23 protein-coding genes and 1 pseudogene are annotated in these 25473 nt (G+C 36.9%); 4 read left to right on the top strand and 20 right to left on the bottom strand.

The features are described 5' to 3' along the window. Positions 1–104: 104 nt before the first annotated feature. On the top strand, positions 105–1712 hold the full coding sequence (gene pckA, locus ACO6FI_RS05455) for a phosphoenolpyruvate carboxykinase (ATP) (protein WP_485456466.1): 1608 nt from the start codon (positions 105–107) through the stop codon (positions 1710–1712). A 79-nt stretch (positions 1713–1791) separates the two neighbouring features. Here pckA and ACO6FI_RS05450 read toward each other — a convergent pair whose 3' ends face one another. From ACO6FI_RS05450 to ACO6FI_RS05435, 4 genes are read right to left on the bottom strand one after another with little or no spacing between them, the layout of a single operon-like run. Continuing rightward, positions 1792–3561 (bottom strand): metal ABC transporter permease, encoded by a 1770-nt coding sequence (locus ACO6FI_RS05450; RefSeq protein WP_485456465.1) that lies wholly within the window; start codon positions 3559–3561, stop codon positions 1792–1794. Continuing rightward, positions 3558–4445, bottom strand: coding sequence for a metal ABC transporter permease (locus tag ACO6FI_RS05445; protein ID WP_485456464.1), 888 nt, complete (start codon positions 4443–4445; stop codon positions 3558–3560). Before ACO6FI_RS05445 ends, ACO6FI_RS05450 begins: the two co-directional genes overlap by 4 nt. A 3-nt stretch (positions 4446–4448) precedes the next feature. Continuing rightward, a complete protein-coding gene (locus ACO6FI_RS05440) occupies positions 4449–5159 on the bottom strand; it encodes a metal ABC transporter ATP-binding protein (RefSeq protein ID WP_485456463.1) in 711 nt (236 codons plus the stop codon). Positions 5160–5176: 17 nt separating this feature from the next. Then, a complete protein-coding gene (locus ACO6FI_RS05435; RefSeq protein WP_485456462.1) occupies positions 5177–6103 on the bottom strand; it encodes a metal ABC transporter solute-binding protein, Zn/Mn family in 927 nt (308 codons plus the stop codon). Between the two features lie 348 nt (positions 6104–6451). Here ACO6FI_RS05435 and ACO6FI_RS05430 point away from each other — a divergent pair, with 348 nt between their 5' ends. Continuing rightward, complete coding sequence (locus ACO6FI_RS05430; RefSeq protein ID WP_485456461.1) at positions 6452–7495, top strand: cell wall-binding protein; 1044 nt, start codon at positions 6452–6454, stop codon at positions 7493–7495. Between the two features lie 44 nt (positions 7496–7539). Here ACO6FI_RS05430 and ACO6FI_RS05425 read toward each other — a convergent pair whose 3' ends face one another. The 11 genes and pseudogenes from ACO6FI_RS05425 to ACO6FI_RS05375 all read right to left on the bottom strand — a co-directional run bounded on the left by ACO6FI_RS05425 (position 7540) and on the right by ACO6FI_RS05375 (position 18259). Continuing rightward, complete coding sequence (locus ACO6FI_RS05425; RefSeq protein ID WP_485456460.1) at positions 7540–8088, bottom strand: GNAT family N-acetyltransferase; 549 nt, start codon at positions 8086–8088, stop codon at positions 7540–7542. Positions 8089–8111: 23 nt separating this feature from the next. Next, entirely contained in the window at positions 8112–8480 is a 369-nt protein-coding gene (locus ACO6FI_RS05420) for a TIGR02328 family protein (protein ID WP_485456459.1), read from the bottom strand. After that, a complete protein-coding gene (locus tag ACO6FI_RS05415; RefSeq protein ID WP_008755262.1) occupies positions 8464–8868 on the bottom strand; it encodes a YbgA family protein in 405 nt (134 codons plus the stop codon). Before ACO6FI_RS05415 ends, ACO6FI_RS05420 begins: the two co-directional genes overlap by 17 nt. Positions 8869–9096: 228 nt before the next feature. Next, entirely contained in the window at positions 9097–9906 is an 810-nt protein-coding gene (locus ACO6FI_RS05410; protein ID WP_485456458.1) for a sugar phosphate isomerase/epimerase family protein, read from the bottom strand. Positions 9907–9927: 21 nt separating this feature from the next. Further along, complete coding sequence (locus ACO6FI_RS05405) at positions 9928–10953, bottom strand: pectinesterase family protein (protein WP_485456457.1); 1026 nt, start codon at positions 10951–10953, stop codon at positions 9928–9930. Beyond that, entirely contained in the window at positions 10950–12395 is a 1446-nt protein-coding gene (locus ACO6FI_RS05400) for a glycoside hydrolase family 28 protein (protein WP_485456456.1), read from the bottom strand. Before ACO6FI_RS05400 ends, ACO6FI_RS05405 begins: the two co-directional genes overlap by 4 nt. Positions 12396–12520: 125 nt before the next feature. Continuing rightward, the gene (locus ACO6FI_RS05395; RefSeq protein WP_485456455.1) at positions 12521–13672 is read right to left on the bottom strand and encodes a glycoside hydrolase family 88/105 protein; all 1152 of its coding nucleotides are present in this window, start codon (positions 13670–13672) and stop codon (positions 12521–12523) included. Between the two features lies 1 nt (position 13673). Further along, entirely contained in the window at positions 13674–14531 is an 858-nt protein-coding gene (locus ACO6FI_RS05390) for a carbohydrate ABC transporter permease (RefSeq protein WP_485456454.1), read from the bottom strand. 2 nt (positions 14532–14533) lie between these two features. Then, positions 14534–15440 (bottom strand): annotated as a pseudogene (locus ACO6FI_RS05385) (carbohydrate ABC transporter permease). A 74-nt stretch (positions 15441–15514) separates the two neighbouring features. Further along, on the bottom strand, positions 15515–16864 hold the full coding sequence (locus ACO6FI_RS05380; protein ID WP_485456453.1) for an ABC transporter substrate-binding protein: 1350 nt from the start codon (positions 16862–16864) through the stop codon (positions 15515–15517). A gap of 18 nt (positions 16865–16882) precedes the next feature. Next, positions 16883–18259: an MATE family efflux transporter gene (locus tag ACO6FI_RS05375; RefSeq protein WP_485456452.1), complete on the bottom strand. Its 1377-nt coding sequence runs from the start codon at positions 18257–18259 to the stop codon at positions 16883–16885. Between the two features lie 152 nt (positions 18260–18411). On the opposite strand from ACO6FI_RS05375, the gene ACO6FI_RS05370 reads away from it, so the two are divergent. Further along, a complete protein-coding gene (locus ACO6FI_RS05370) occupies positions 18412–19263 on the top strand; it encodes an AraC family transcriptional regulator (protein ID WP_485456451.1) in 852 nt (283 codons plus the stop codon). 114 nt (positions 19264–19377) lie between these two features. Continuing rightward, on the top strand, positions 19378–20955 hold the full coding sequence (locus ACO6FI_RS05365; RefSeq protein ID WP_485456450.1) for a vWA domain-containing protein: 1578 nt from the start codon (positions 19378–19380) through the stop codon (positions 20953–20955). A gap of 59 nt (positions 20956–21014) precedes the next feature. Here the strand turns inward: ACO6FI_RS05365 and ACO6FI_RS05360 are convergent, their stop codons facing one another. From ACO6FI_RS05360 to ACO6FI_RS05340, 5 genes are all read right to left on the bottom strand, one after another. After that, positions 21015–22724 (bottom strand): alpha-amylase family glycosyl hydrolase, encoded by a 1710-nt coding sequence (locus tag ACO6FI_RS05360; protein WP_485456449.1) that lies wholly within the window; start codon positions 22722–22724, stop codon positions 21015–21017. Positions 22725–22733: 9 nt separating this feature from the next. Beyond that, positions 22734–23657 carry an adenylylsulfate kinase gene (locus ACO6FI_RS05355; RefSeq protein ID WP_485456448.1) on the bottom strand — a complete coding sequence of 308 codons (924 nt, stop codon included), beginning with the start codon at positions 23655–23657 and terminating at the stop codon, positions 22734–22736. Positions 23658–23789: 132 nt separating this feature from the next. Further along, a complete protein-coding gene (locus ACO6FI_RS05350) occupies positions 23790–24353 on the bottom strand; it encodes a hemerythrin domain-containing protein (protein ID WP_485456447.1) in 564 nt (187 codons plus the stop codon). Between the two features lies 1 nt (position 24354). Then, the gene (locus tag ACO6FI_RS05345) at positions 24355–24963 is read right to left on the bottom strand and encodes a hypothetical protein (RefSeq protein ID WP_485456446.1); all 609 of its coding nucleotides are present in this window, start codon (positions 24961–24963) and stop codon (positions 24355–24357) included. A gap of 12 nt (positions 24964–24975) precedes the next feature. After that, positions 24976–25320 (bottom strand): cupin domain-containing protein, encoded by a 345-nt coding sequence (locus ACO6FI_RS05340; RefSeq protein ID WP_485456445.1) that lies wholly within the window; start codon positions 25318–25320, stop codon positions 24976–24978. Positions 25321–25473: the final 153 nt, after the last annotated feature.

Here is a 25473-nt window from a genome sequence, read left to right as displayed (position 1 = left end):
GCTTTATTAAAAGATATTGCTTGGCATTGCTCTAAGCAGATGATCTCAATGTTGATAAGGATTTAAAACATTGTAATATCAAAATTATAGAAAAGAGGATTATTATGGCAAATATTGATTTAACACAATATGGCATCACAGGCACTACAGAGATAGTACACAATCCGTCTTATGATGAATTATTTGCAGCCGAGACAGATTCTTCATTGTCAGGCTACGAAAAAGGACAGGTAAGTGAGCTTGGTGCAGTTAATGTATTGACAGGTATATACACAGGTCGTTCACCTAAAGATAAATTTATAGTAATGGATGAGAACTCAAAGGATACAGTTTGGTGGACTACAAAGGAATATCCTAACGACAACCATCCGCTCTCAGAGTCTTCATGGGCTGTTTTAAAGGATCTTGCAAAGAACGAACTTTCAAACAAGAAGCTTTATGTTGTAGATGCTTTCTGCGGAGCAAACAAAGATACAAGAATGGCGGTTCGTTTCATCGTGGAAGTTGCTTGGCAGGCACATTTCGTTACAAATATGTTTATCAAGCCGAGTAAGGAAGAACTTGAGAACTTCAAGCCTGACTTTGTTGTATACAATGCTTCAAAGGCAAAGGTAGCCAACTACAAAGAGCTTGGTCTTAACTCTGAGACAGCCGTTGCTTTCAATATCACAAGTCGTGAGCAGGTTATCCTCAACACATGGTACGGCGGTGAGATGAAGAAGGGTATGTTCTCAATGATGAATTACTATCTTCCGCTTAAGGGTATCGCTTCAATGCACTGCTCTGCAAATACAGACAAGAACGGTGAGCATACAGCTATATTCTTCGGACTTTCAGGAACAGGAAAGACAACTCTTTCAACAGATCCTAAGAGACTTCTTATCGGTGATGATGAGCACGGTTGGGATGACAACGGCGTATTCAACTACGAGGGCGGTTGCTATGCAAAGGTTATCAACCTTGACAAGGAGTCCGAGCCTGATATCTACAACGCTATCAGAAGAGACGCTCTTTTAGAGAATGTTACTCTTGATGCAAACGGTAAGGTAGACTTTAAAGACGGCAGCAAGACAGAGAACACCAGAGTTTCATATCCTATAGACCATATCGAGAATATCGTTAAGCCTATATCTCACGGACCTGCTGCAGAGAATGTAATCTTCCTTTCAGCTGATGCATTCGGAGTACTTCCTCCTGTGTCAATCCTTACACCTGAGCAGACTCAGTACTACTTCCTCAGCGGATTTACTGCTAAGCTTGCAGGTACAGAGCGCGGTATTACAGAGCCTACTCCTACATTCTCAGCTTGCTTCGGACAGGCATTCCTTGAGCTTCACCCTACAAAGTATGCCGAGGAGCTTGTAAAGAAGATGACAAAGAACGGTTCAAAGGCATATCTTGTAAACACAGGATGGAACGGAACAGGAAAGAGAATCTCTATCAAGGATACTCGCGGTATCATCGACGGAATCTTAAGCGGTGCTATCAAGAACGCTCCTACAAAGAAGATTCCATACTTTGATTTTGAGGTTCCTACAGAGCTTGAGGGTGTTGATTCAAAGATTCTTGACCCGAGAGATACATACGCAAATGTTAATGATTGGGAAATCAAGGCAAAGGATCTTGCTTCAAGATTTGCAAAGAACTTCCAGAAATATACTACAAACGAGGCCGGCAAAGCTTTAGTAGCTGCAGGACCTAAGGCAGACTAGTACTTTAAATATTTTATAAAATTTTAACGGAGTTGCGGCAAAAGCTGCAGCTCCGTTTTTATACAACCTGTTAGCGATATCAAACAATTTCGACCATCATCCTTACAGCCGCTTTCCCCGCAATATGCTTATCCTCAGTTGCAGAGCTTACAAGTATAGAACTGTCAAAATCATCAATATCCTTTACTACAAATTCATCACCTATAGCAATCTTTTTTTCTTCCAGATACTCAATCAAATCTCTGTCATCATCAACTTTATGAAGGCGACATGAACTCCCCTTTGATACCTCCGAAAGTTTTTTTACTTTATCAGTCTCAGGATGATTTTCGTATATTTCATTTCCATGCGGACAGTGCATAGGCTTTTTCAAAAATTCATTTAATCTGTCCTTTAGTCCGTTTGAAGTGACATATTCCAAAGCCTTTGCATCCTCGTGAACATCCTGCCATGAATACCCCAGATATTCCACTAAAAACAACTCCCACAATCTATGCTTTGTAAGCAATGTTCTTGCTCTTATTTTACCGCTCTCCGTCAAAAGAATCGACTTGTTCTCAGTATATACTTCACCCTCTTCTGTCAGTTTTTTCAACATCTCACTTACAGATGCAGCTTTTACCCCCAAAATCTCTGCAATCTTTTTATTTGTTGCGATTTCCTTTTTTTCAATAAGCTCATAAATTGCTGATATATAATCATCTCTGCCGGTGTCTATCTTAGCCATATCATTTTCCCTTACTCTAAGTCCGTAATGTTTTCTTATATCATCACTTAATTTTTTACCTGTTTCAGTCAGAGAATATACACCTCTTTCTTTTGCACGATAAACATATCCCTTTTTTATCAGCTTGTCCAAAACATATTTGAGCTTTCTGTCGGACCAGGCAATATGCTCTCTTATTGTACTGTATCCCAGTTCACCGAGAGCATTTTTCTTTCCTGTATGATTATCTATGTGTAAAATCAAAAGTTCTCTACTGAAACGATTTTTGTTTTTAATATATCTTATCATCTTAGTGATAATTCCGCCGGGATATACTGCAATGGTTATCATAAATGTTAAGCCCGAAACCACGGCACACATTCCCGACATGGATACATTAAATTTTACAGCAAGAAAATATCCAATGCAAGAATTAACTACAGCATATACAGCTGCCAAAAATATAGTTATTTTCAAATCCTTTGATATCAGATATGCACTTGCAGCCGGTGAAATAAAGAAAGCAATTGCAAGTATTGCACCTACAGATTCAAATGCCGAAACTGCGGTAAATGAAACCAATGCCATAAAAACATAATAAAGGCCTGTACCTGCAATACCTGCCACTCCCGCATATACCGGATCAAATGAACTTATTTTAAGTTTTCTATAAAATACCGCTATAAATGCTGCATTTATCAAAAGCACAATACTCATCTGCACCAAAGCCTTGGGAAGACTGATACCAATGAAATTTATTCTATGAAGCGGAGCAAGTATAATTTCTCCAATCAAAACCACCTCGGTATCCAAATGCACATTTCTTGCATATCTTGTAATAAGTATAACAGCTATCGAAAAAAACAGTTGGAAAATTATACCTACAGAAGCATCTTCCGTCACTCTTTTACTTTTTATCAGCAACTCTATACAAACAGTCGTCAATACACCGAAAAGACTTGCTCCTATTATTAATAAAACACTCCCTATATCTTTAGTGACAAAATATCCTATAACTATTCCAAGAAGTACGGAATGCGAGATCGCATCGGAAACCATTGAAAGTCTTCTTAATACTAAAAACACTCCCAAAACGGCACAGGCAAGTGAGGTTATTATAAGAATATACAAAGATTCGATCATTTCCCGGCCCTCATCTTCCTAATATTTAAAAGCATTCTCACAATACCTCTCGGTGCAAACAATACAGAAAAGAGTGCAATAACAGACATAATAAGTATTATGCTTGGCCCTGTAGAAAATCCCTTAACCGCACTGCTTATAAAAGTACCGAAAAATGCAGATACGGCTCCCGTTACCGCCGCAATCACCAAGACTTTCTCATAGCTATTACTCCATTGCAAACCTGTAACGGCAGGAGTTATAAGCATACTGCTTATAAGAATGGCACCCACCGCCTTTAGACCTGCCGCAATCAAAATCATTGTTATTATCATTATAAGAAGAGATGTAAGTCTTGAATTTATCCCTATTGTATACGCATAAACCATATCAAAGACATATACCTTTATCTCTTTGTAAAACAGTATAAACAGGGCAAGAGATATAATCGATACTGCAAGTATTATATAAACATCCTCTCTCAGTATATATGCCGCCTGTCCGAATATATAGCTTGCAAGCCCCGACTGCGAAGCGCCCTGATATTTCGAATTGCCCTGTATATAACTTTTTAATACCATACCCATACCGAACATTGCGGATAAAATTACCGCCATTGCAGTATCCGCTTCTATCTTGGAACCTTCTGAAATAATCTGAATCAGCATAAAAGCAACTATACCTGCCACTATTGCACCTAGCATTAAAATAACCGCACTTTTTCTTCCGGATATCATAAATGCCAAAATTATGCCGGGAAGTGATGCATGCCCTACAGCATCACCTATCAGACTTTGCCCCTTTAAAATACTTATCGTTCCGACTATACCTGTTGCCATGGCAAGCAGCATTGTTCCTATCGCAACCACAATAAACGAATATTGTGTAATAATACTTATATTCATAGCCTACTCCCCATATGTCGCGTCTATATTTTCTTTTACAAAGGTTTCCTCGGTTCTTCCGCTTGCTATAAGCTGTTTATTCACCATAACCACATGATCGAAATATTCGCATAGGGTGTTTAAATCATGGTGTACCGCTATAATGGTCTTCCCCTCTTTTTTAAACTCCCTCATTGTTTCTATAATTATATTCTCGGTTTTCTTATCAACTCCTGCAAGCGGTTCATCCATAAAGTAAATAAGGGCATTCTGAGCAATCGCCCTTGCTATGAATACCCTTTGTTTTTGTCCCCCTGAAAGTTCCGAAATCTGCCTGGATGCAAAATCTTCCATTTTCATTTTTTTCAATGCTTGCAAAGCTTTTTCTTTTTCAGAAGCATTTACTCTTTTAAATAAACCAAGCCCTGCATATCTTCCCATTGTCACCACATCAATTACTGTAGTAGGAAAATTCCAATTTACAGTAGTGGTCTGAGGTATATAAGCAATCTGCTTATATACCTCCTTGTAAGACTTACCCATAATACTTACTTTACCTGAAATAGGCTTCATAAGCCCCAGTATTCCCTTCATCAAAGTGGATTTTCCGGCTCCGTTAGGCCCTATTATTGCGGTAATACTCCCCTCATAGATATCAAGATCCATATCCCATATCACAGGAATATCTGTATATGCCATTGTAAAGTCTTCCAAATGTATCAATACTTTTTCCATATCAAACCTCAAAGGTACTATTTTAAATTATCGGTAATCAGTTTTACATTATGCTTATACATATCAATATATGTATCGCCGTCTTCTCCCTTCGGTGCCAATGAATCCGAGAACAGCTCATTTCCTTCACCGCTTACAATCTTTACATCCGCTCCCTTTGCAGCCGCACCTTCTCTTAACTTTTCCATACGGGCAGGATCGGTTGTAGATTCCGCAAATATAGCTTTTATTTTATGTTCCACTATAAAATCTATAGTTTCCTGTATATCCTGATTTGCCACCTCCGATTCGGTGCTTACACCTTGAGGTGCTTTTACTTCTATATCATATGCTCTTGAGAAATAATTGAATGCATCATGAGGCGTGATCAAATATCTGCTCTCCTTAGGTATTGAAGAAATATTCTCCTTTACATACTCATCAAGCTTTGTAAGTTCCTCCAAGTACTTTGTCTTATTCTCTTCATACTGATCCTTATATTCCGGATTTAAATTTTCAAGTGACTCACCTGCAGCTTCAACCGCCATTTTATAAAGTCCTATATCAAACCAGAAATGAGGATCTGTAATAACCTGACCGTCTTCATCCATTGTTCCTATGCGATCTTTCGGAAAATCTCTGCTTACAGCCTCACCTTTAGCTTCAAGTGCTTCCACCATTTTCCCTTCAAAATGAAGTCCGTGATAAAGAGTAAGATCTGAAGAACTAAGTTTTGTATAGTCTTCAGGCTTTGCAACATATAGATGCGGATCCTCTCCGGCAGGTATTATAAGCTCTACATTAACAGTGTCACCTGCAAGCTCTTCCACCATATCCTGTAAAAACGAAGTTGTAACGACTACGTTCTTCTTATCTGTTTTAGCGGTTTTTCCTCCCGAACATGCACAAAGTGATAAAGCCATTCCTGCGGCTGCAATAAGTATACTTAAATTTCTTTTAAACATATTACCCCTCCTAATGAATTAGGTTATTTTATTTATATAATTAGGTTAAACTAACTATATTTTTATATATACCTTATTTCATCCGGGAAATCAAGTACATACCGGAATATTTTATAAATTTAATTATTCATGTGAATACAAATAATTGCAATAAATTGACTTTGTTAATAATATTCTGTAAATCTTCAAAATTTATTCTACATTTTCTGAAGATATTCAATTTTAGTTACAATTAAGTAAGATAAACTTAAGTCTAAAGGACTATATTTTCTACAAAAAATGCTTTAGAATATAATCATAACATTAAAACATTTATCTTGCAGGAGAGCCTGCAGAATGGAGGATTGTATGATTCAAGGAAGTTTAAAGAAGATGGCGTCAGTTGTTTTGACAACATCAATGATTCTTGGAATGTCAAGTATGGCATTTGCGAAGAACACAAGAACAGTAGTACAGAATGTCAAAATCAATATAGATTATGATTTGGCACCTAATATGAATGCCGGAAATATTGATGTTGACAGTGACAGCACAGGTGTCAATGATATAAAGGTTTCAGCTATTACAAATACGGACTACGGCAAGAAGCCGAAGGTTACACTTAAATTAAAGTCTGATGAGGACTATACTTTCAAGGGTACACCAAACGGTAATATCAGTCTTAATGATAAAACAGGTAAGGGCGCTACAATATCAAAGATTTCTGCAAGCGGAACAAGCATGTCCGTAACAGTTACACTTCCAAAGACAAGCGCAGGTGACAACGGCGCACTTGAAGTAAGCGATATCAACTGGGGTGACGATGACAGCCCTATCATATCTTGGGACAAGGCCGACTATGCAAGCAAGTATGAAGTAAAGCTTTATCGTAACAATTCAATCAAAGATAATATAACAACATCAGGAACAAGCTATGATTTCCGCAGCAAAATCCGTGAGAACGGCAAGGGAAGCTACACTGTAAAGATTCGTGCAGTTGCAAGCAACGGTACTAAGGGTAATTGGACAGAGTCTGATGAGTTTGATGTAGATGACGATATCTTATCAAATCTCGGCGGACAGAGTAACAACAATAACGGCGGTAACGCAGGTCCTAACGGTGCAAGCTCAAACAGCACAGGTGCTTGGTTAAAGGATAATGTAGGCTGGTGGTATATAAATGCCGACAGAAGCTACACTATAAACAACTGGCAGCAGATTAACGGCAACTGGTACTATTTCGATAACAGAGGTTATATGATGACCGGTTGGTTAAAGAGCCCATATTCAGGCAAGTGGTACTGGCTCAGCAAAGAGGACGGAAGCAATCTCGGTAAGATGCTTACAAGCCAGTGGGTTGACAACAACCGCTACTATGTAGACGGAAGCGGTGTTTGGACACAGAGCAGATAATAAATTTGAGGATGTCGCATGCGACATCCTCTTTTTATAGTTATTTAATCCAACACCAATAACATAGATATAAGTTCCTGCCATCCGGTATAACGAGAACAAAATCCTCTCGGATTACGACCGGTTTCCGTGAATCCGAATTTTTTATAAAGTGCAATAGCATTTTTATTTTCAGCAACCACCTCAAGTTCCAATTGCCTATAGCCGGCAGTTTTTGCACATTCAATACATGCCTTTGTTAATGCAGTACCTATACCTTTCCCATAATATGCTTTTTCAATACTTATCCCGAACTCTGCACGATGTTTTACCTTATCTTTTGATCCAACCGCAGAAATTCCTGCTAAACCGACAATTCTATCATCAACAAGCGCACAAATTTGTATCTCACAAGGGCTGTTTTCTTTATTTTCCAAAAATTCCTCTTTTTCCTCAATACTAAAGTTTATTTCATCCGGATAAGAAAGAAGGAAGTCTGTTTCCTCACGGACATTCTTAGTATTCTCAAGCACTCCCTTGGCATCGGTAATTGTTGCATTCCTTATAATACAAACCATATTATTTTTAAGTTTTATGTTTTCATAATATTTCAATTCTTGCCATCCTCTCTAAGAAACTATACTTTTAAATGTATACCTTTCTTTTCTAAGTTTTCTATGCATTCAGCCAGATATTCAATATTATGCTCTTTGTAAATCGGGCTGTCTATAATTTCCTCTTCAAGATTATCATACTTTTCTGCTGCTTTTCCTCTATAATTTTTATCTTTCCATTCTACAGAAACATTATATCCTCTTTTCTCCATCTCCTCCATAACTAATAAATGATACATGAATAGATGATATGTGGAATATGAAAACACATAGTCCACAGTTTTATGTTTCTTTTTCCATCCGTTACCCCTCAAAGCACAACATTCCCTATGTTGTCCAAGAAGCTGATTTTTGGGTAATAAGTGGATAAGTTCTTCATGCCATAGTCTCATCTTGTTCTCCTGTTAACAAGGTTGATTTTTCTAAATATTCATTAGGGTATTTCTTCAGTAAAGTATTAAGGTATTCAATTACAACTTCACTGTTATTTTTTCCCTCCATATATTCATTTAATATATCAAATAATGTCTGCTTTTCCATTATGCTTGTTTCTTTTTTGAAATATCCCCATATATGAAGAACGGCATTACTAAAATCTTTTTTACTCTCCTTCATATCTCTTGCTTCCTGTATTTTTTTATTTACCCATAAAACATCCGGTTCTTTTTCTCTCAAATACGCCCTTATCTCCAGATATGCTTTATGAGATTTGCTTAGTACATAATATTTATTTTTTGCCCATAATTCTTCACATTCTCTTCTTATATCTTTATGTCTCATATTAACACCTCTTTAAAAATATTCATACATAAACTTTAGTATCTTATCTATAAATCCGATATTATTGTTATTTTTTCTTTGAATTCATAAAAAGATTCTGTTTCATATAATTCAAATACTAAAGTCGTAGTTGCCCGAAATATTATAACCTTGACAGATATTTCAGAAACTTAGGAAATCGTACAGTTTTGTGAAATTCAACATATCAGTGGCAGCATTATTGGCTTTTTATATAAATAATCTTTTCATAAACACCAAATCTTCTTTAGCATATTCATATCTTGCTTCTTCTCTTATTATAGATATATCAGGCTTTTCTTTCTTAAGCCATTTTGCAATAATCTCATATCTCATTACTCCGTCTCCAAGTTTACATGGTATATGCCTGCCTTTATCCGGAAAAACTCCATCCTTCAGATGAATAATCTCAGTCTCCTTACCGAAGGCATCTATACATTCTCTCCACAATGATTCCTGTGAGTCTACACGCTCTCTTGTAAGAACATTTAAAGGATCAAATATAATTTTCAGCCTCTCACTTCCAAGCTTATCAATCATTTTCCCTGTCCACTCACTGCAATAGAGTGTATGTGCCGCTACAGGTTCCATAGCCACAGTTGCATCATACTTTTGTGCTTCATTAAGTATATCATCAAGTCTTTTTATAAGTTTTGGAAAAAGTCTTATCTTATCTTCCATACTTATGTTTCCATATGAACTTTCACTTCCTACATACAGCGCAGACAGCGGCTTGCTTATTTTCATCGCGGCAATGAACTCAGTTTTATGATTTTGCCATATTTCATCATCATCTGTTGTAAAATCAATATAGCTTCCAAGTACACTCAGTTCAATTCCCTTAAATGCATCTTTTATATATTCAATATCTTTTTCCTTTATATCAATATTTCCGCTTATACCCGGCAAGGCCTTTTTTACAGCCAAATGTATTGATTCAAATCCTAACTCTCTTACCTTTTTTGCAAGGATTTTCGCATCGTCTCTTCCAAAGTCATGTACTCTTACTCCGAATTTCAAATTTTCACCTCCATAAACTCACTAAAATAAAGACTTTCCTCTTTCTGTAACAAAAGTATGCCCTTCGCAAATATTTTCATGCTCAAAAAAAGCCACTTCCTCAGGGGTAACTTTATTCATTTCTGTAAATCCATCTTTACATACCGAATCTTTTTCTATATCACATTTATAAAACAATACGGCACCGCTTGCTCTCCAAGGTCTTGCCAGATATCCCGGAAGACTTTTAAATTTTTCATCCTTATTCTTCTCAATCCTACATTTATAAAACAAAAATACTCCCTTCGGAGCACATATTATTCCGGGAGATGCCTCTTTTCCAGTATATCCGAGCCATATAAGATTACATTTTATAAAATCGGCTCTCGCATCTTCTTCACCGAAAATATAGTCCACATTCCCGAAAATATTACAACCGACAAATCTTTGCCTGCCGTGTCCTGCATATAATGTGTCCTGACTTGATTTGAAATTACAGTTTACAAATACGGAATTATCAGCTTCACAGACCAAAGCCGCCGCTCTCTCTTTATTATGATACTCTCCAACTTTAATTTCAAGGGATAATCTCTCTTCATTTGTTTCACATTTGCTCTGTCCGTATTCTTCACTGCTGATTTTCTCAATGCCGTCTTTTATTTCACTCTCCGTCATATACAGATTAAAAGAGTTTTCAAAGTTTATATTCTCGGCTCTGAAATTATATGCAGATTTTTCAACTATAACAGTTGCTCCCCATCTTTTTGTAAAATGCTTTTCTTCTCCTTTATTTTCCTCAAAATAGCCCGACTCTCCTATGCTTTTATATTTATAGCCTATTCCATAGTAAAAGCTTATTGTAGGACTTATCCCCTCTTTTGCTCTCAATAAGATATCAGGTTTTGTAATAATCACCTGCTCAAAGTATTTTTCATCTGTAAGTATTATCTCTATCTTCTTGTTAACTGTATCTATCAAATTAAGAGAGTGCATACACTCTCTTAAACTGCTGTAATCACCGTCTCTTTTTCCGACTTTGATTATTATTTTATTGTCTTCTATTATCAATTAAAACTCACCCCTATACATTCACAATCCTCAATATTTTCCATAAAAGGATTGTCATCTTTACTGCCTGTAATTTCTATATTCTTTAATATAAGTTTCTTAATGTTTTTTGCAAATATTCCTCTTTTACACATTGTAGGGAAATTGTCCATCATTATCGGAACAACCGGCTTTATATTCTCATCCCTATCAAAGTTTAAGGTAATATTTTCAAGTGCAATTTCCTCAATAGGCATCTCAGGTAGTCCATATAAACATGCAAATATATTTTTTACATTCTCACATCTGATATCTCTTGCCGCTATTTTCCCGATTTTCGGAGTCTTTTCATTGACTTCCATCTTATCCTGATTTTGTACATAATCGGAATGTCCGTCAGGATCACAGAAATAGAACATATTTGCGGTAAAAGGCATGCATACATCTTTCATAAGAATATTCTCAAAACAAATATTATCAAGTACGGACTTCTCTCCTCTGCCTCTTCTGGTCTTTATTCTAAGTCCTCTGTCCGTACCTTCAAATATACATTTTTCCACGCTTACATCATATACTCCTGCCGCAACCTCGGAACCGATAGTCACACTTCCGTGACCTTTTCTGAATATTGAGTTTCTGATAACTATATTCTTTGCAGGCTTATAATGCTTCAGTGCCATATAGTATTTTCCGCTCTTTATTGCAACACAATCGTCTCCCACAGAAATATCCGCACCAAGTATAAGGACATTCTCGCAACTTTCAGGATCAAGTCCGTCAGTATTTGGTGAATTGTCAGGGTTCATAATTGTATTGTTTAAAAACAAAAGATTTTCACTGTAATACGGATGCAATGTCCATGCAGGTGAATTCATTATACAAAGCCCTTGCATTGCTATGTTCTTACAATTATGTAAAAATACCGTATTAGGTCGCCATGCTATATTTTTCTTCTTTGCATCCTTCCACCAGTCAATCATACTTGCATTACCGTCCAGTATACCCTCACCGAATATAAGTACATTCTCCACACTTATTCCTGTAATTAGTGCGGCAAAGCAGTCCAGCGGATTACCTTCCCATGATCCTATATTGTACTCGTCATTCTCATCACTTGACTGTGTCATACCCGGCAGAATCGGATACCTTTTTCTGTCCTTTTCACCGATAAGTATGGCATCCTTATCTATCCACAGATCTATATTACTCTTTAAAAATACCGGAGTACATAAATATTTTCCCTTAGGAATAAAAACGGTACCGTTCTTAGGACAGGCATTTATTGCAGCCTGTATATATACCGAATCAGTCTTTACTCCGTCACCTTCTGCACCGAAATCTTTTACATTAAGAAGTACAAATTCATATCCGGTATGAAAACTCTTTGTATCAGAATTCTTATTCTCACAAGTGATATATATTATAATCGCTGTCGGGAAGAAGATTAAAAATTGATATAACATTTTTATTTGTTGAGATTTTCTTTTCACCGTTTATAAAAACATCATATATTTTTTTATTTTCATAAGGAGTATCACAATTTACTTCAATTGTTATACTCCTTTTAAACACCTTTACAATTTCAAAGTCAATCATATGCCATACCCAACCTTATTATTTCCGTATATGCCATAAGAAGCGGTGCCACACCTTTGGCTTCATTTTTTACAACCGGTTCCGAGTAATAATACTCTGCACTTCCGTCCCTGTTTTCCTTGCCTCCAAGTCCGGCTACAAGGCAAATTCCTCCAAGTGAGAGCTCTTCTCCCTCAACACATAGATACCTGTCCAAAATACCGTCAAATATCTTCTTTCCGATATCTTCAAATCTTTTCGGTAAAAGTTTATTTCTAACGGCCTTCAAAAAAGCATATGAAATAAGCGCACTCCCTGATGTCTCAAGATAATTGTCTTTATCACCTTTCCTGTCTACCAGCTGATAGAACATACCGCTATCATCCTGAAACTTAAGCAAATCGTTTGCAAGATTATAAAGCATCTCCTTTAATCTTCTGAATTCATAATATAATGACTCATCAATGGCAAGTGCCGTATCCACAAGGCTTAAGATAAACCATCCTATTGACCTCAACCAAAAATTTTTGCTTAATCCCGTTTTCTTATCACACCAAAGCGACTGCCTTGACTCGTCATAGCCATGATAATACAGTCTGGTTTTTGTATCTTTCATTATTCTTTCCACATTTTCAAACTGTGAAAAGCTGTCAATACAAAATCTCATCCTGTTATATTTGGTCTCATACTCCATATAAAAGGGCTGTGCCATATAAAGTCCGTCAAGCCATACCTGATAGGGATAAATTTTCTTATGCCAGAAATTTCCTTCCAATGTCCTTGGCATTGACTTTAGCTGAGAGTACACCGTATCCAAAGCTTTTCTATACTTTTTTTTACATGTAAGTTCAAAAAGCTTAAAAAGATTCTTGCCCGGTCTTATATTGTCGATATTATACTCCTCTATATCATAGGTATTTATACTTCCATCCTCATTTACAAATGCAGATACAAAATCATCGCAAAAGTTCAGATACTTTTTATCTTTCTTTATTTCGTAAAGTTCAAGATATGCGCTTATCATACAGGCGTCAATATAATTCCATTTGTTTTTACGCCCGCTTCTAATCTGTTCTATATTCCACATTGGTGAAGAGGCATCCGAGTTTTTCAATAAAAAATCAATATATTTATCAAGTAATATATATTTTTCTTTTTTTACCATATCAGCCCTTTACTCCACCTGCCGATATACCCTCTACAAACTGATTCTGTGCTATAAAGAATATGATTATTGAAGGCAAAATGGAAATAAGTGATGTTGAAAGAATTCTGTTCCATGCAAATCCCGCATCCGAGTCCATAGCAAGTTTTACAAATATTGTTGCCGGATATTTTGCAGGATTGTTTACATACAAAAGCGGTCCAAGGAAATCATTACTTGCCCACATAAATTTAAAAAGTGCACATGAAACCAGTGCCGGCTTTAACATAGGCACTATTACCTTTATCAAAGTCTGTATTTCATTACATCCGTCAATCTTTGCCGCTTCTTCAAGTTCCTTGGGTATATTTCTTAAAAACTGAATAAGCATGAATACAAAATACGTCTCGGTAGCAAACATTGAAGGAACAATAAGAGGCAGATAAAGCTTTGAGCCTACCCAGCCGAAAATATTGTACATAATATACTGGGGTACATTCAAAACCACCTGTGGCAAAAAGAGTGTAGACATCAGTATTGCAAATAATACACTTCTTCCGAAGAATTTAAACCTTCCGAAGCCATATGCTGTCAAAGTGGATGAAACTATTGTAAATATTACAGCAGGTATAACATATGAATAGGTATTTAACATTGCCTTCCATATATTTATATCACCGCCATAGTTCTTCATTGCATTTATATATCCCTCAAATGTAGCTTTCTTAGGAAAAATATTCAGCCCTGAAAATATCTCATTATTCGGCTTAAATGTAGCTCCGACCATCCATAAAAGCGGATATATCATAAATAATCCTACCGCTATCAAAACAGTATACCTTATCACAATTTGTATAGTTCTTTTTGTATTCAGGCTCATTTTTATCTCTCCTCATCCGCATAGTAAACCCAACGTTTTTGTGAATAAAATGCTATCGCTGTCAAAACAAGTAAAATAACAAATAACACCCAGGCCTGTGCACTTGCCTTACCCATCTGATAGTTTTTAAATGCATTGTTGTATATCAAAAGTGACATTAAAGTAGTTGAACCTCTGGGACCACCCTGTGTAATGATATAAGGTCCGTTAAACTCCTGAAATGCCTGTACAAGCTGAGTTATCAGATTATAAAATATTACAGGTGTGATAAGCGGTACCGTAACGGAGAAAAACTGTTTCCACTTTCCTGCACCGTCAATTGATGCCGCCTCATAAAGCTCTGCCGGAACTCCCTTTAAAGCTGCCAGGAATATTACCATTGCCGAACCGAACTGCCACATTCTAAGCAGTGAGATTGAAAACAATGCCCAGTTCGGATCAGAGAAAAAGCTTGGTGCATGAAGTCCAACCATTGCAAATGCTGTCTGAATAAGTCCTTCATCTTTAAAAAGTGCTTTCCAAAGTACTGAAATAGCTACAGAACCTCCAAGAATTGAAGGGATATAGTATGCGGTTCTGAAAATGTTTACACCCTTTATCTTAAATTATCTTAAAGTTTAATATATATGCGATAAACAATGCAGCCACAAGCTTTAGCGGTACCGTTATAAATGCATATTTAAAAGTCACAATCAAAGCCTTAAGCTCGTTTTTATTTGCAAATACATCTACATAATTTTCTACAGTATACTTTGATATTCCCTTAAACAGGTGAAAATCCGTAAAGCTGAAATAAAGTGATGATGCGAAAGGATAGAGCTTAAAAACGCAGAATCCTATAAGCCACGGTAATATAAAAAGAAAACCTATATTATTTTTCAAAACTTTTTTAAATGTCTTATTTTTCAAAACTATTCTCCTTATAAAAGGGAGCTGTAAAACTACGGCCCCCTTTGTCAGATTAAAATATTTATTTTGTAAACTTAGTTGCTTACTTTGATAAATCCGTCAAAGAGCGTCTTTGCTCCGTCCTCGGCACTGTAATCTCCATAGCTTACGCCGCCGAATACTTCTTTATAAAGTCCGCTTGAACCCTTAAGGAATGAATCGTCAAACTTAGGACTCATACTGAACTCTGTCGCTTCAAGCACCTTCTTATGTGCTTCGCCTGTCATAGGATTTATTTTATCTGCCTTTGTAAGCTGCTCAAGAGCCGCCTTTGAAGCCGGTATTCCTCTTTCTGTACCGATTATCTCTACACCTTCAGGATCGTTTACAAGGAAGTTAAGCAACTTTGCAGCTTCCTTCGGATGCTGTGATTTTGCAGATATTGCATAAAGCATTGATATCTTTGTGAATACACCTGTATTGCTTCCGTCTGCAAGATCCTTAAACTCTTCACCTACAACAAGTTCTCTCGCATCTCCCAATGCCTTTTTAAACTTGCTTGCCGAGCTGTCCCACTCTAAAATACCTGCATATTTTCCGCTGATAAACTTCTCGTTTACATCAAAGCTTGCGGCACCGTCACCGTCTACAGTCTTTATTGAAGGAATAACATGATCCGCCTCAAGTGACTGTATAAACTCTATACCGTCCTTTATCTGATCTTGTGTGAAGTTGAACTTTCCTTCATCACTGAAGATTGCTTCCTTATATTTAGCCTGAAGATAGTATGTCATAAAAATTGCTCTGTCATAATAATCCATTGCTAAAGGATAATAGTCATCTCCAAGTTTCTCTTTAAATGTGGCACCTGCCGCTCTAAGATCTGCAAGTGACTTCGGTGTATCAATTCCCGCCTCGTCAAAGGTTGTCTTATCCCAATAGAAGATTCTTCCTGTCTCGGCTATAGGTATACCTGCAAGACCACCCTTTGAGTCTTTTGATCTGTCAAGAAGTGCGCTGTCATACTGGGTAAGGTCGATAATATCGGATACAGTATTTAAATCAAGGAATGTATCACCGTTTGCATCATAGTTGCTGATCCAGTCCATATTTATCTGTGAAAGATCCGCTGCAGTACCTGACTGGAACTCCAAGGCTCTTGCTGTCTCCCAATCTGTCCATGCACCGAAGTTTACTTCAACCTTGATATCCGGATTCTTTGCCATGAAAGCATCTACAGCCTTTTTTGTTGCCTCATGTCTGGAATCTCCACCCCACCAGTTAAATGTGATTGTAACAGGACCTGAAGATCCGTCTTCACTCTTTGCTGTTGTAGTTTCTCCGGTTTGTGCTTCCTTTGAAACATCCTTACCTGCATTTCCGGTACATGCTGTTAATGAACCTGCCAATAAAACAGCCATTGCCAAACTTAACTTTTTCATCATAATTCTCCTCTTTTTTTATTATAAATATTTATTTTTATAATTTCTTATAACAAAGCAAATCACTGTCACAGACATCACTGTTATAGAAACATTGCTTACCATCATTACTATACCTATACTTGCATCTTTTAAATTTGTAAAATTTTGAAGAAAGTAAAGTACCGGTATTCTGAATACGAAGACTCTTGATATATTAAGAATCATTGTTATCCTTGTCTTTCCCAAACCGTAAAGTAATGACATCACTGCCGCATTGACTCCCATGAATAACGAGCCTACGGCTTCGTATCTGTAAACTTCTTTGATCATTTTTGCAAAATGAATATCTCCTCCTGCAAAAATATTACTCAAGAAATCCAGTCCCAGTAAAGTTGCCGTGCATATTATAAATCCCATTACGGTATTTACAATTGCAGTATTATAAAATGCGCTTAACACTCTCCTATATTTGCCTGCACCGAAGTTCTGGCTTATTATTGCACTGCTGCCGTCTTGAAATCCGTTTTGCGGTGATGTTGTAATTCCTCCAAGAGTATTTGATACTCCCAATGCTCCAACCATCAAAGCTCCGTATACGGTACTCATGCTGTTTATAAGGGTCTTTCCCAAAGAAAAGAATATCTTTTCCGCCACAACAGGAATTGAAAGTAGATACATATCATTTACCACATTTTTTCTAAAGCTTACAAACTTTAAATCAAATGAGAAAATACTTTCTTTTCCAAGACTGTTGTATATTGCAAATATAAGCAATATACTCTGAGACAATAAGGTGGCAATTGCAATCATATGCAATCCGCCGTTGAATATGTATACAAATATTGCTGTAAGTATAAGCTTTGACACCAGTACAAGCATATTCATCCACAGTATTCTTGATGTATTCCCCCTTGACCTCTCCACTGCAATATAAATATTATTTATAAAACTGACAGCCATGGTAAAAATTTCAATACTGAAATATGATACACCTGCTTTTATAAGTATATCAGGTGTTGCCGCCAGTTTTAAAAACGGTTTTGTCAGCGGAATGAATACAGCCAACATCAAAACCGCAAATACTGCAGCTGTCATATAAACAGTACTTACTCTTTTTTTGACCATATCATAGTCGCCCTCTCCAAACGCGCTTGAAATTTTTATTCCTGCACTTACTGAAAGACCTCCGGATATGGCAGACAATAAAGCTATAAGCTGTGACAAATATGCAACCGCAGACACCGATTCGGCATTTATATGCGCCGCCATTATTGTGTCAAATATTTTGAACAACTGACTAAGTCCCTGATATATCGCCGGTGGCATACCTGTATAAATAACCAATGCAAGCATATCACCATTTAAACTTCTCTCTCTAAATGCTTCATCCCTGCTACATTTGATACTTTCACTCATACTTTTGCCTTTCATTTAACTAATTTATACAATAATTTAAGCTTAAAAACCAACTAAAAATAGTGCAAAACAAAGCAAAGTACTGTTTTTTTGTTATTTTAAGTTTAAGTACTGTGTTATAATGTTTTTGAATACTAATTTGAGGAGGCTATATGAGAGTATCTAATTCCGATATTGACAGAATTTATGTGAACATCGCTACCAGAAATAACAGCTATAAATTTAATATGCCTGACAATCACTTTCATATGTATTATGAACTGTATTATTGCAAAACTTCACAATGCACATTCTTTATAGAAAATCAAATGCTTGAGATGAATGCCGGAGATTTTTTGCTTGTTCCACCAAGAGAAATGCATTATACCAAGTATACTTCAGATACACCATGTGTGAGGATAAATATTTACTTTAAATACAGCGACCTTGTCGACAATATTTATATGAACAATGACACTTTTAAAAACTATTTTTCAAGTAAAGAGGTATTCCATGTTCCTACAGCCTATCAAGCTAAAATAAATGAACATCTTCAAAGTATGCTCTCTGAGGATAAACTTGATGATGAACACAGCTCAAAAACTCTCAGACTTTTATTAAAAGAATTATTTCTTTACTGTATCAGACTCTGCTCTTTTAATCGCTCTACACCGGCTATTATAAATACCACTGACGAGCATATGCTGACCTTGGCAAAGTATATCACGGACAATTATGATAAACCTTTAACTCTGAATGATATTGCAGATATGGCAGGTCTAAGTTATACCTACTTCAGTAAAAAATTTAAAAATACCACAGGAATGAGATTTAAAGAATATCTAAACTATATACGATTAAAACAGGCCGCCACCAAGCTTGCCACCACAAAACTTACTGTAACAGATATAGCAATCAGCTGCGGATTCAATGACAGCAACTACTTTAAGGACGCCTTTAAAAAAACCTACGGTCTTTCTCCAAGACATTACAGAAAATCAAGCGAAGCACAGATTAATGAATAAATTATGTCCAAATTTTTAATAAATACTTACGCTCTTCTACATTTATTATATTGTATTTAATGTTACTATTATTATAAGCTTTACACTTGATTATTTTATTAGGAGGATGAGTATATGAAAAATAGATCAAGTTTTTGTAAGGTAAGTACAGGTATGTTGATATTTGCCCTCAGCACCCCTGCCTTACTTGTAGGATGTTCAGGCCCACAACCTAAAACCGAAGGTGCAATTTATGATACCGGAAAGGTGGCTGAATATGCCACTCCTTATGTAAGTTATGATGCAAATTATAATACAGAGGAATACAATGCTGTTGATGAAAGTAACTTCAAAGCTGTAGATACTTCACCACTTTCCACATTTGCAGCTGATGTGGATACGGCGTCTTATGCAAATATCAGGCGTTTCATAAATTCCGGAGAATTACCGCCGGCTGATGCGGTAAGAATTGAGGAAATGCTCAATTATTTCCACTATGACTATCCGCAGCCAAATGATGGTGAGCCTTTCTCTGTAACTACTGAGATTTCCGCATGTCCATGGAATCCCGACACCAAGCTGATGATGGTCGGAATGCAGGCTAAAAGCATGGATGAACTTGAAAAGAAACCTTCAAACCTTGTATTCCTTATAGATGTATCAGGATCTATGGAAGAACCCGACAAATTACCTCTTGTTAAAAATGCATTCTTACTTCTTTGTGAGCAGTTAAAAGAAAATGATACAGTTTCCATAGTTACATATGCAGGAAGCGATCAGGTTGTGCTTGAAGGTGCAAAGGGTTCCGACTCAAAAGAAATAATGGCTGCTATAGAGGATTTGGAAGCAGGCGGAAGTACTGCAGGATCTGAAGGTATAAAGACAGCTTATGAAATTGCCGGAAAATACTTTAAAGCAGACGGAAATAACAGAGTTATACTTGCTACCGACGGTGATTTAAATGTCGGAATCACAAGTGAAGGCGAACTTACAAGGCTTATAAAGAAAGAAAAAGAAAGCGGTGTCTTTCTTTCCGTTCTGGGATTCGGTACTGAGAATATAAAGGACAACAAGATGGAAGCACTTGCTGACAACGGAAACGGAAATTATTCATATATCGATTCAAGATTTGAAGCAAAGAAAGTACTTTCAGAAGAGCTTGGTGCAAACTTCTTTACTGTAGCAAAGGATGTAAAGTTCCAGTTGGAATTCAACCCTAAATTTATAAAGGGATACAGACTGATAGGCTACGAAAATCGTATCATGGATGATGAGGACTTTAAGGATGATACCAAAGATGGCGGTGAAATAGGCTCAGGACATAGAGTAACCGTATTATATGAAATAGTTGACAATGATTCACCTATGGAAATAGGTTCAGACCTTAAATATCAAACCGGTGTCGCCAATGATTCAAATGATCTTTTAAATATTGCAGTAAGATATAAGGAGCCTGATTCCGAAACAAGTAAGGAGCTGAACTACCCTGTTACAACTGAATCCATCAAAACCGAGATGTCAGATAATATGAAGTTCGCCGCTGCAGTAGCAGAGACCGGCATGTTGCTTCGTGATTCGGAGTTTAAGGGTAGCTCAAGTTATGACAGCGTTGTGTCATTACTTGATTCAATTCCCGATATCAAAAATGATACAAGTAAGTTGGAATTTTTATTACTTGTAAAAAAGATGGCTACATTGGTGAAAGAACAATAACATATAATTATAAAAAGAGTAAAACCTTCACCGTCGGTTTTACTCTTTTTTACTAAATCTTATTTATATTGATAAACTTTCTCACCGTTCTTTTCGACAAATATCTCAAAAGCACAGTCGGCAAGGTCGGCTTTTAGTACCGCTCTTTCCTCATTATTCTTCCACTCCATAAATATTTTACTTTCATCACATTTCATAGTAAACTCACTTTCATTTGAAAATACCGCAAATGTGGAACGAAGTCTTAATAACTCAAGCTGCTTTTTTACTATTTCTCTTTGTAGACCGTCTTCCATCTCTTTAGCAGTCAGATTTGTACGGTTGATTTCCTTATGGCCTCCGGCTCCTGCCCTCTTTACCGCTTCATGGTCGTTCTTTCCTGCAAATAAATCCAGATACCAAACCTGAGGCTTGCCCGGCATAAAGATTTGGATAGCTCTGGCAAGGAGCATTCTCTTATCATCATCTCCAAGTGCACTGTAATAAGTTGCATTCACCTGATAGTATACATTCTTTTGACCGTGTAAATCCTTTACATATCCGCCTCGCTTTACTACAGTATCTATAACAGATTGAATCCTTTCTTCACTTATAAGTCCCTTAAGATCAAGCAAAGGTATTCCGTCGTGGCAACCCAGCATATTTACTACCTGTATTTTCTTTTCCACAAGTTCATCGGCCCATTTTTTTAAGACTTCGCCTGATTGCTGTTCAAATGCATCTATTATAAGTCCCGGAAGGAAGAAATCATAAGTCATATAGCCTTTATTTGCTATCTTCTCATAGATTTTTTCTTCATAGCTTGCATGGATCTCAGGCAGTAATCTCACATTGTACTTATCAGCCAACTCTCTCACCTTTGTAAGCACATCCCAGGTGGCAGGCTCATTTAAAAAGTTTTTCTCGCCGACTCCCTTTGGAGCATAGGCAAATGCGTCAAGCCTTACAATCTTGGCCCCGTAATTTGCCAAAGTCTTTAAAGTATTGTCATAAAACTCCCAAACAAGAGGCGACTTGATATTAAGATCCATCTGTCCGAGATACTTTCTCTCAGACTCCAATCTTTCACAAAGCTCTTTCTTTTTATCATCGCTTAGCTTATCTGCGTAGATATTTGACTCGTTTAAAATATTTGCAGGAGATTTGCCCTCACAAAGACCTTTATTTAATAAATTTACCAATCCGTCTGCTATGCTATACTGTACACCTGTAATATTTCTGATATCTACAGCATCCAAAGTCGGATACCTTACTTCCTGATAAAAAGTATTCCAATAAGGAACTTCCTTTCCGTCAGGGAAGCGAACCATAAGTATCGGAAGTCCCGGTTTTCTAAAGAACATATCCTTTATAAGATCGGCCCTTGGCTGTATATAGCCTTCCTCAGTCATTTCACCGCAGCCTTCCCAAAACTTGTTCCAGTCTATAAAGAAATCTCTATACTTTGACTTTTCGCCGTTTTTTATTATATCTTGAAACTGCTCGGAAAGTACCGAAGCATGATTTAAAATAAAATCAAGTTTTAAATCTATTCCAAGTTCTTCAAGTTTTTCCAAATCCTCTCTTTTTGCATAAAGTTCATTCAAAGAGTAGTCAATAACCGAAAATCCTCTGTCTAAATCTGTATTAAACAGACTCGGAAGAATGTAAAATGAAGAGAAAACATCCTTTAATTCTTTTTTACCGAGGAAATTTACAATATCACTTAAGCTTCCGCCAAGGCTGTCAGGGTATGCATTAAGCATAGGGCCGTTATCATTTCTTTTCATGCTCTTCACCTACATTCCTATATATTTACAATATTCTTCGTAGCTTAGTCTGTCGCCGTTCGGAAGAATAATTATCTTTGCCTTATGTGCCTGTTCTATTAGTGTTCCCTGTTCTATATTAAGTACCATTGCCGTAAACGGGCTGTCTATTCCGCAGTCTCGATTCCTTAAAAGTCTGTATTTCAAAGTTTCCTGTGGGGTACTGTGTAAAAGTATCGGTATATCTACACCTTCAAAGTAATCACTGTTTCCATGTGTCCATTCAATCAAAAGAACTCCGATGTCCTTGAAATTCACATCATCATACCATATCTGTGTGTCGCTTCTTCCCATTCTCTTTAACCAGATTTTGTCGGCACCTGATTTAAATTGCTTGACAACATCTTCAACTTCATTAAATGCAAGCTCATTTGCTGTACCGAGGTACTCCTTCAGCGCATTACGTCCGCCGTTTATATATGATTCATACCATGGATATTTTTTTATATTTTCAGGGTCTGCATCATTTCCGTCTTCCTGCAGCTTATGAACTATGTCAAAACGCTCTTTTGTATACTCACCGTCCTTTACCAGTCCTTTTAATCCGCCTTCTCTAAACAGGTGTAAACGTTCCGCATCATTGTACTCAGGGATTCTTCGCGGATAATTATCTCCTCCCAATATATAGCTTCCTATCCCGATATCATTTAAATAATAGGACAGAACTGCCGATATTCCCGATTTTCCCACACCTGAACATCCTGACACGGATACAACTACCTTTCCGTTGTCATTTTTGCTCTTAACTTTTTCAATCTCCTCAAGTAAATAAGGAAAAATCCTTCCCGCTCTGTCAATATGATACTCGGTTATTACAACCTTACTTCCCGGCACATCAGCTTGCTCAATTTCCTCAGGCAGTACCGGCGGCTTCCAATTTTTTAAATCCTGCATATGCTCACCTCATATACTAAACTGTGCTGTAATGGACTGTACAAGTATCCAAAAAACACTCCGTATGAAAATCCTTTCACACGGAGTGTACCATAATATTGCCGGTTTTTCTATGTATTTTTAAACAGGAGTCTATCTTGCAGGATACTTTTCCTTAAAGTTTTTCAGCCAATCCAAGTATTTTTCTACGTCGGCCTTATTCTCAGGAGCTTCGTCAAACTCCTTTGTTTCTGCATTCACTCTTTCCTTGTCCTCATCCGAGAGAGCTCTCTGCGCAAATGTATAAACCACCTCGTCTTCTTTTCCGATATGCCTGTTTAAAAGTGTGGCATATCCTGAGGCATTTGTGATTATATCAAGCTTATTGAGTGTGGAAGGATCCTTCTCATATCTGTCTATCGCCTCTAAAAGCTCATTCATATGAAGTCTTCCAAGGTCATGCTCTACAAGCATACCGTTTCTTATAAGCTTATCCGCTACAGGGCCGAGCTTTTCAAGCATTACCTTAAAGAGAATCTTCTCCTCCTTGCCGTGGTGAAGGTGGTCTGCATAGTTCTTACCGAATGCTACACATGCCTTTACAAGATTTACATCTACATCTTCTCCCTCTATTATAGAACAGCACATAGACTTCATGCTTTTACAAAACTCTATTATATTCTTATGTTCTTCAACTAAAATATCTATTCCGTACATATCACTCCTTAACCAACTTATATGAGCCGTTGCCGAGGTTATAGTATGACAAATCACTGCCTGCAAAGACTCCTTCAATCATGGCATTTCTTATCTCATAAAACAATGCCACATCCACACCTACTTCATCCCAGTACTGCTTATGAATATCCACAGTCTCCTGCCATGTAATCTCATCGCTGTCTTCATTGACAACCATATTTACACCGTCACAAGGCATTCCGCTGACAAAAGTATTCTCATAGTATTCAAATCCGTCTGCCGGAGTCGCATTAGGCTCTACCGCATTTTCCACACCGAATATCCTTGCACACTCACATATAATTCCTATCGCATCAGGATTGTTGTCTGTAAGAGTCTTTGTAACATATGCCAATCTTCTCTCAACTATAGCTATCTTATCCTGTAACCAACCGTGGATATTGGTCGGGTCTATAATATTTCCAAGGTCCCCCTCAGGAAGTGAAGAAAATTTCTCATCTATATCTGCAAGAGGGGCCACATTAAGCTCCTTATCCTTTGCTACGTCTATAATAGCATTTGTCAAATCGTTTTGTATTTTAATCTTTCTAAAAAGCCAATGATGTATTGGTCCTAAAATTGCACTCATCTTTCTCTCCTTTTACCTCTCAAGCGGAAAAACCACTGTAAGCTGCATCTTAAAACTCTCTACCGCATGAACTGAATGCGGTTTTCTTGCCGGCATCACAAGGCTTTCACCTGTATTAAGTATATATTCCTTACCGTCCACTATAAACTTTCCGCTACCTTCAAGCACTGTCACCAAAGCATCACCGTCAGATTCGTGAGTGGATATCTCCTCACCCTTTGAAAATGCAAAAACTGTAATACTTACATATTTATTCTGTGCCAATGTCTTTGAAACTACCTGACCTTCACTTGCTTCAACCAAATCAGCTAATTTTAAAACTTCTTCATGATTTATATTCTTTAAAAACTTATCCATATAGTCCTCCTTTATGGTTAAATCCAAATCTCTATTGCTACTGTAGTATAACCCTTTTAAATATCTTTTTCCGTAACATATGTTAAATATATAAATTTATCCTGAATTATTCACGATACAATATTTAAATTAAGTACTGTGCTATAAATCTTT

The sequence above is a fragment of the Lachnoanaerobaculum sp. genome, from assembly GCF_057250505.1.
The sequence above is the reverse complement of the archived record's forward strand: the minus strand, read 5'-3'. Positions and strand labels throughout refer to the sequence as shown.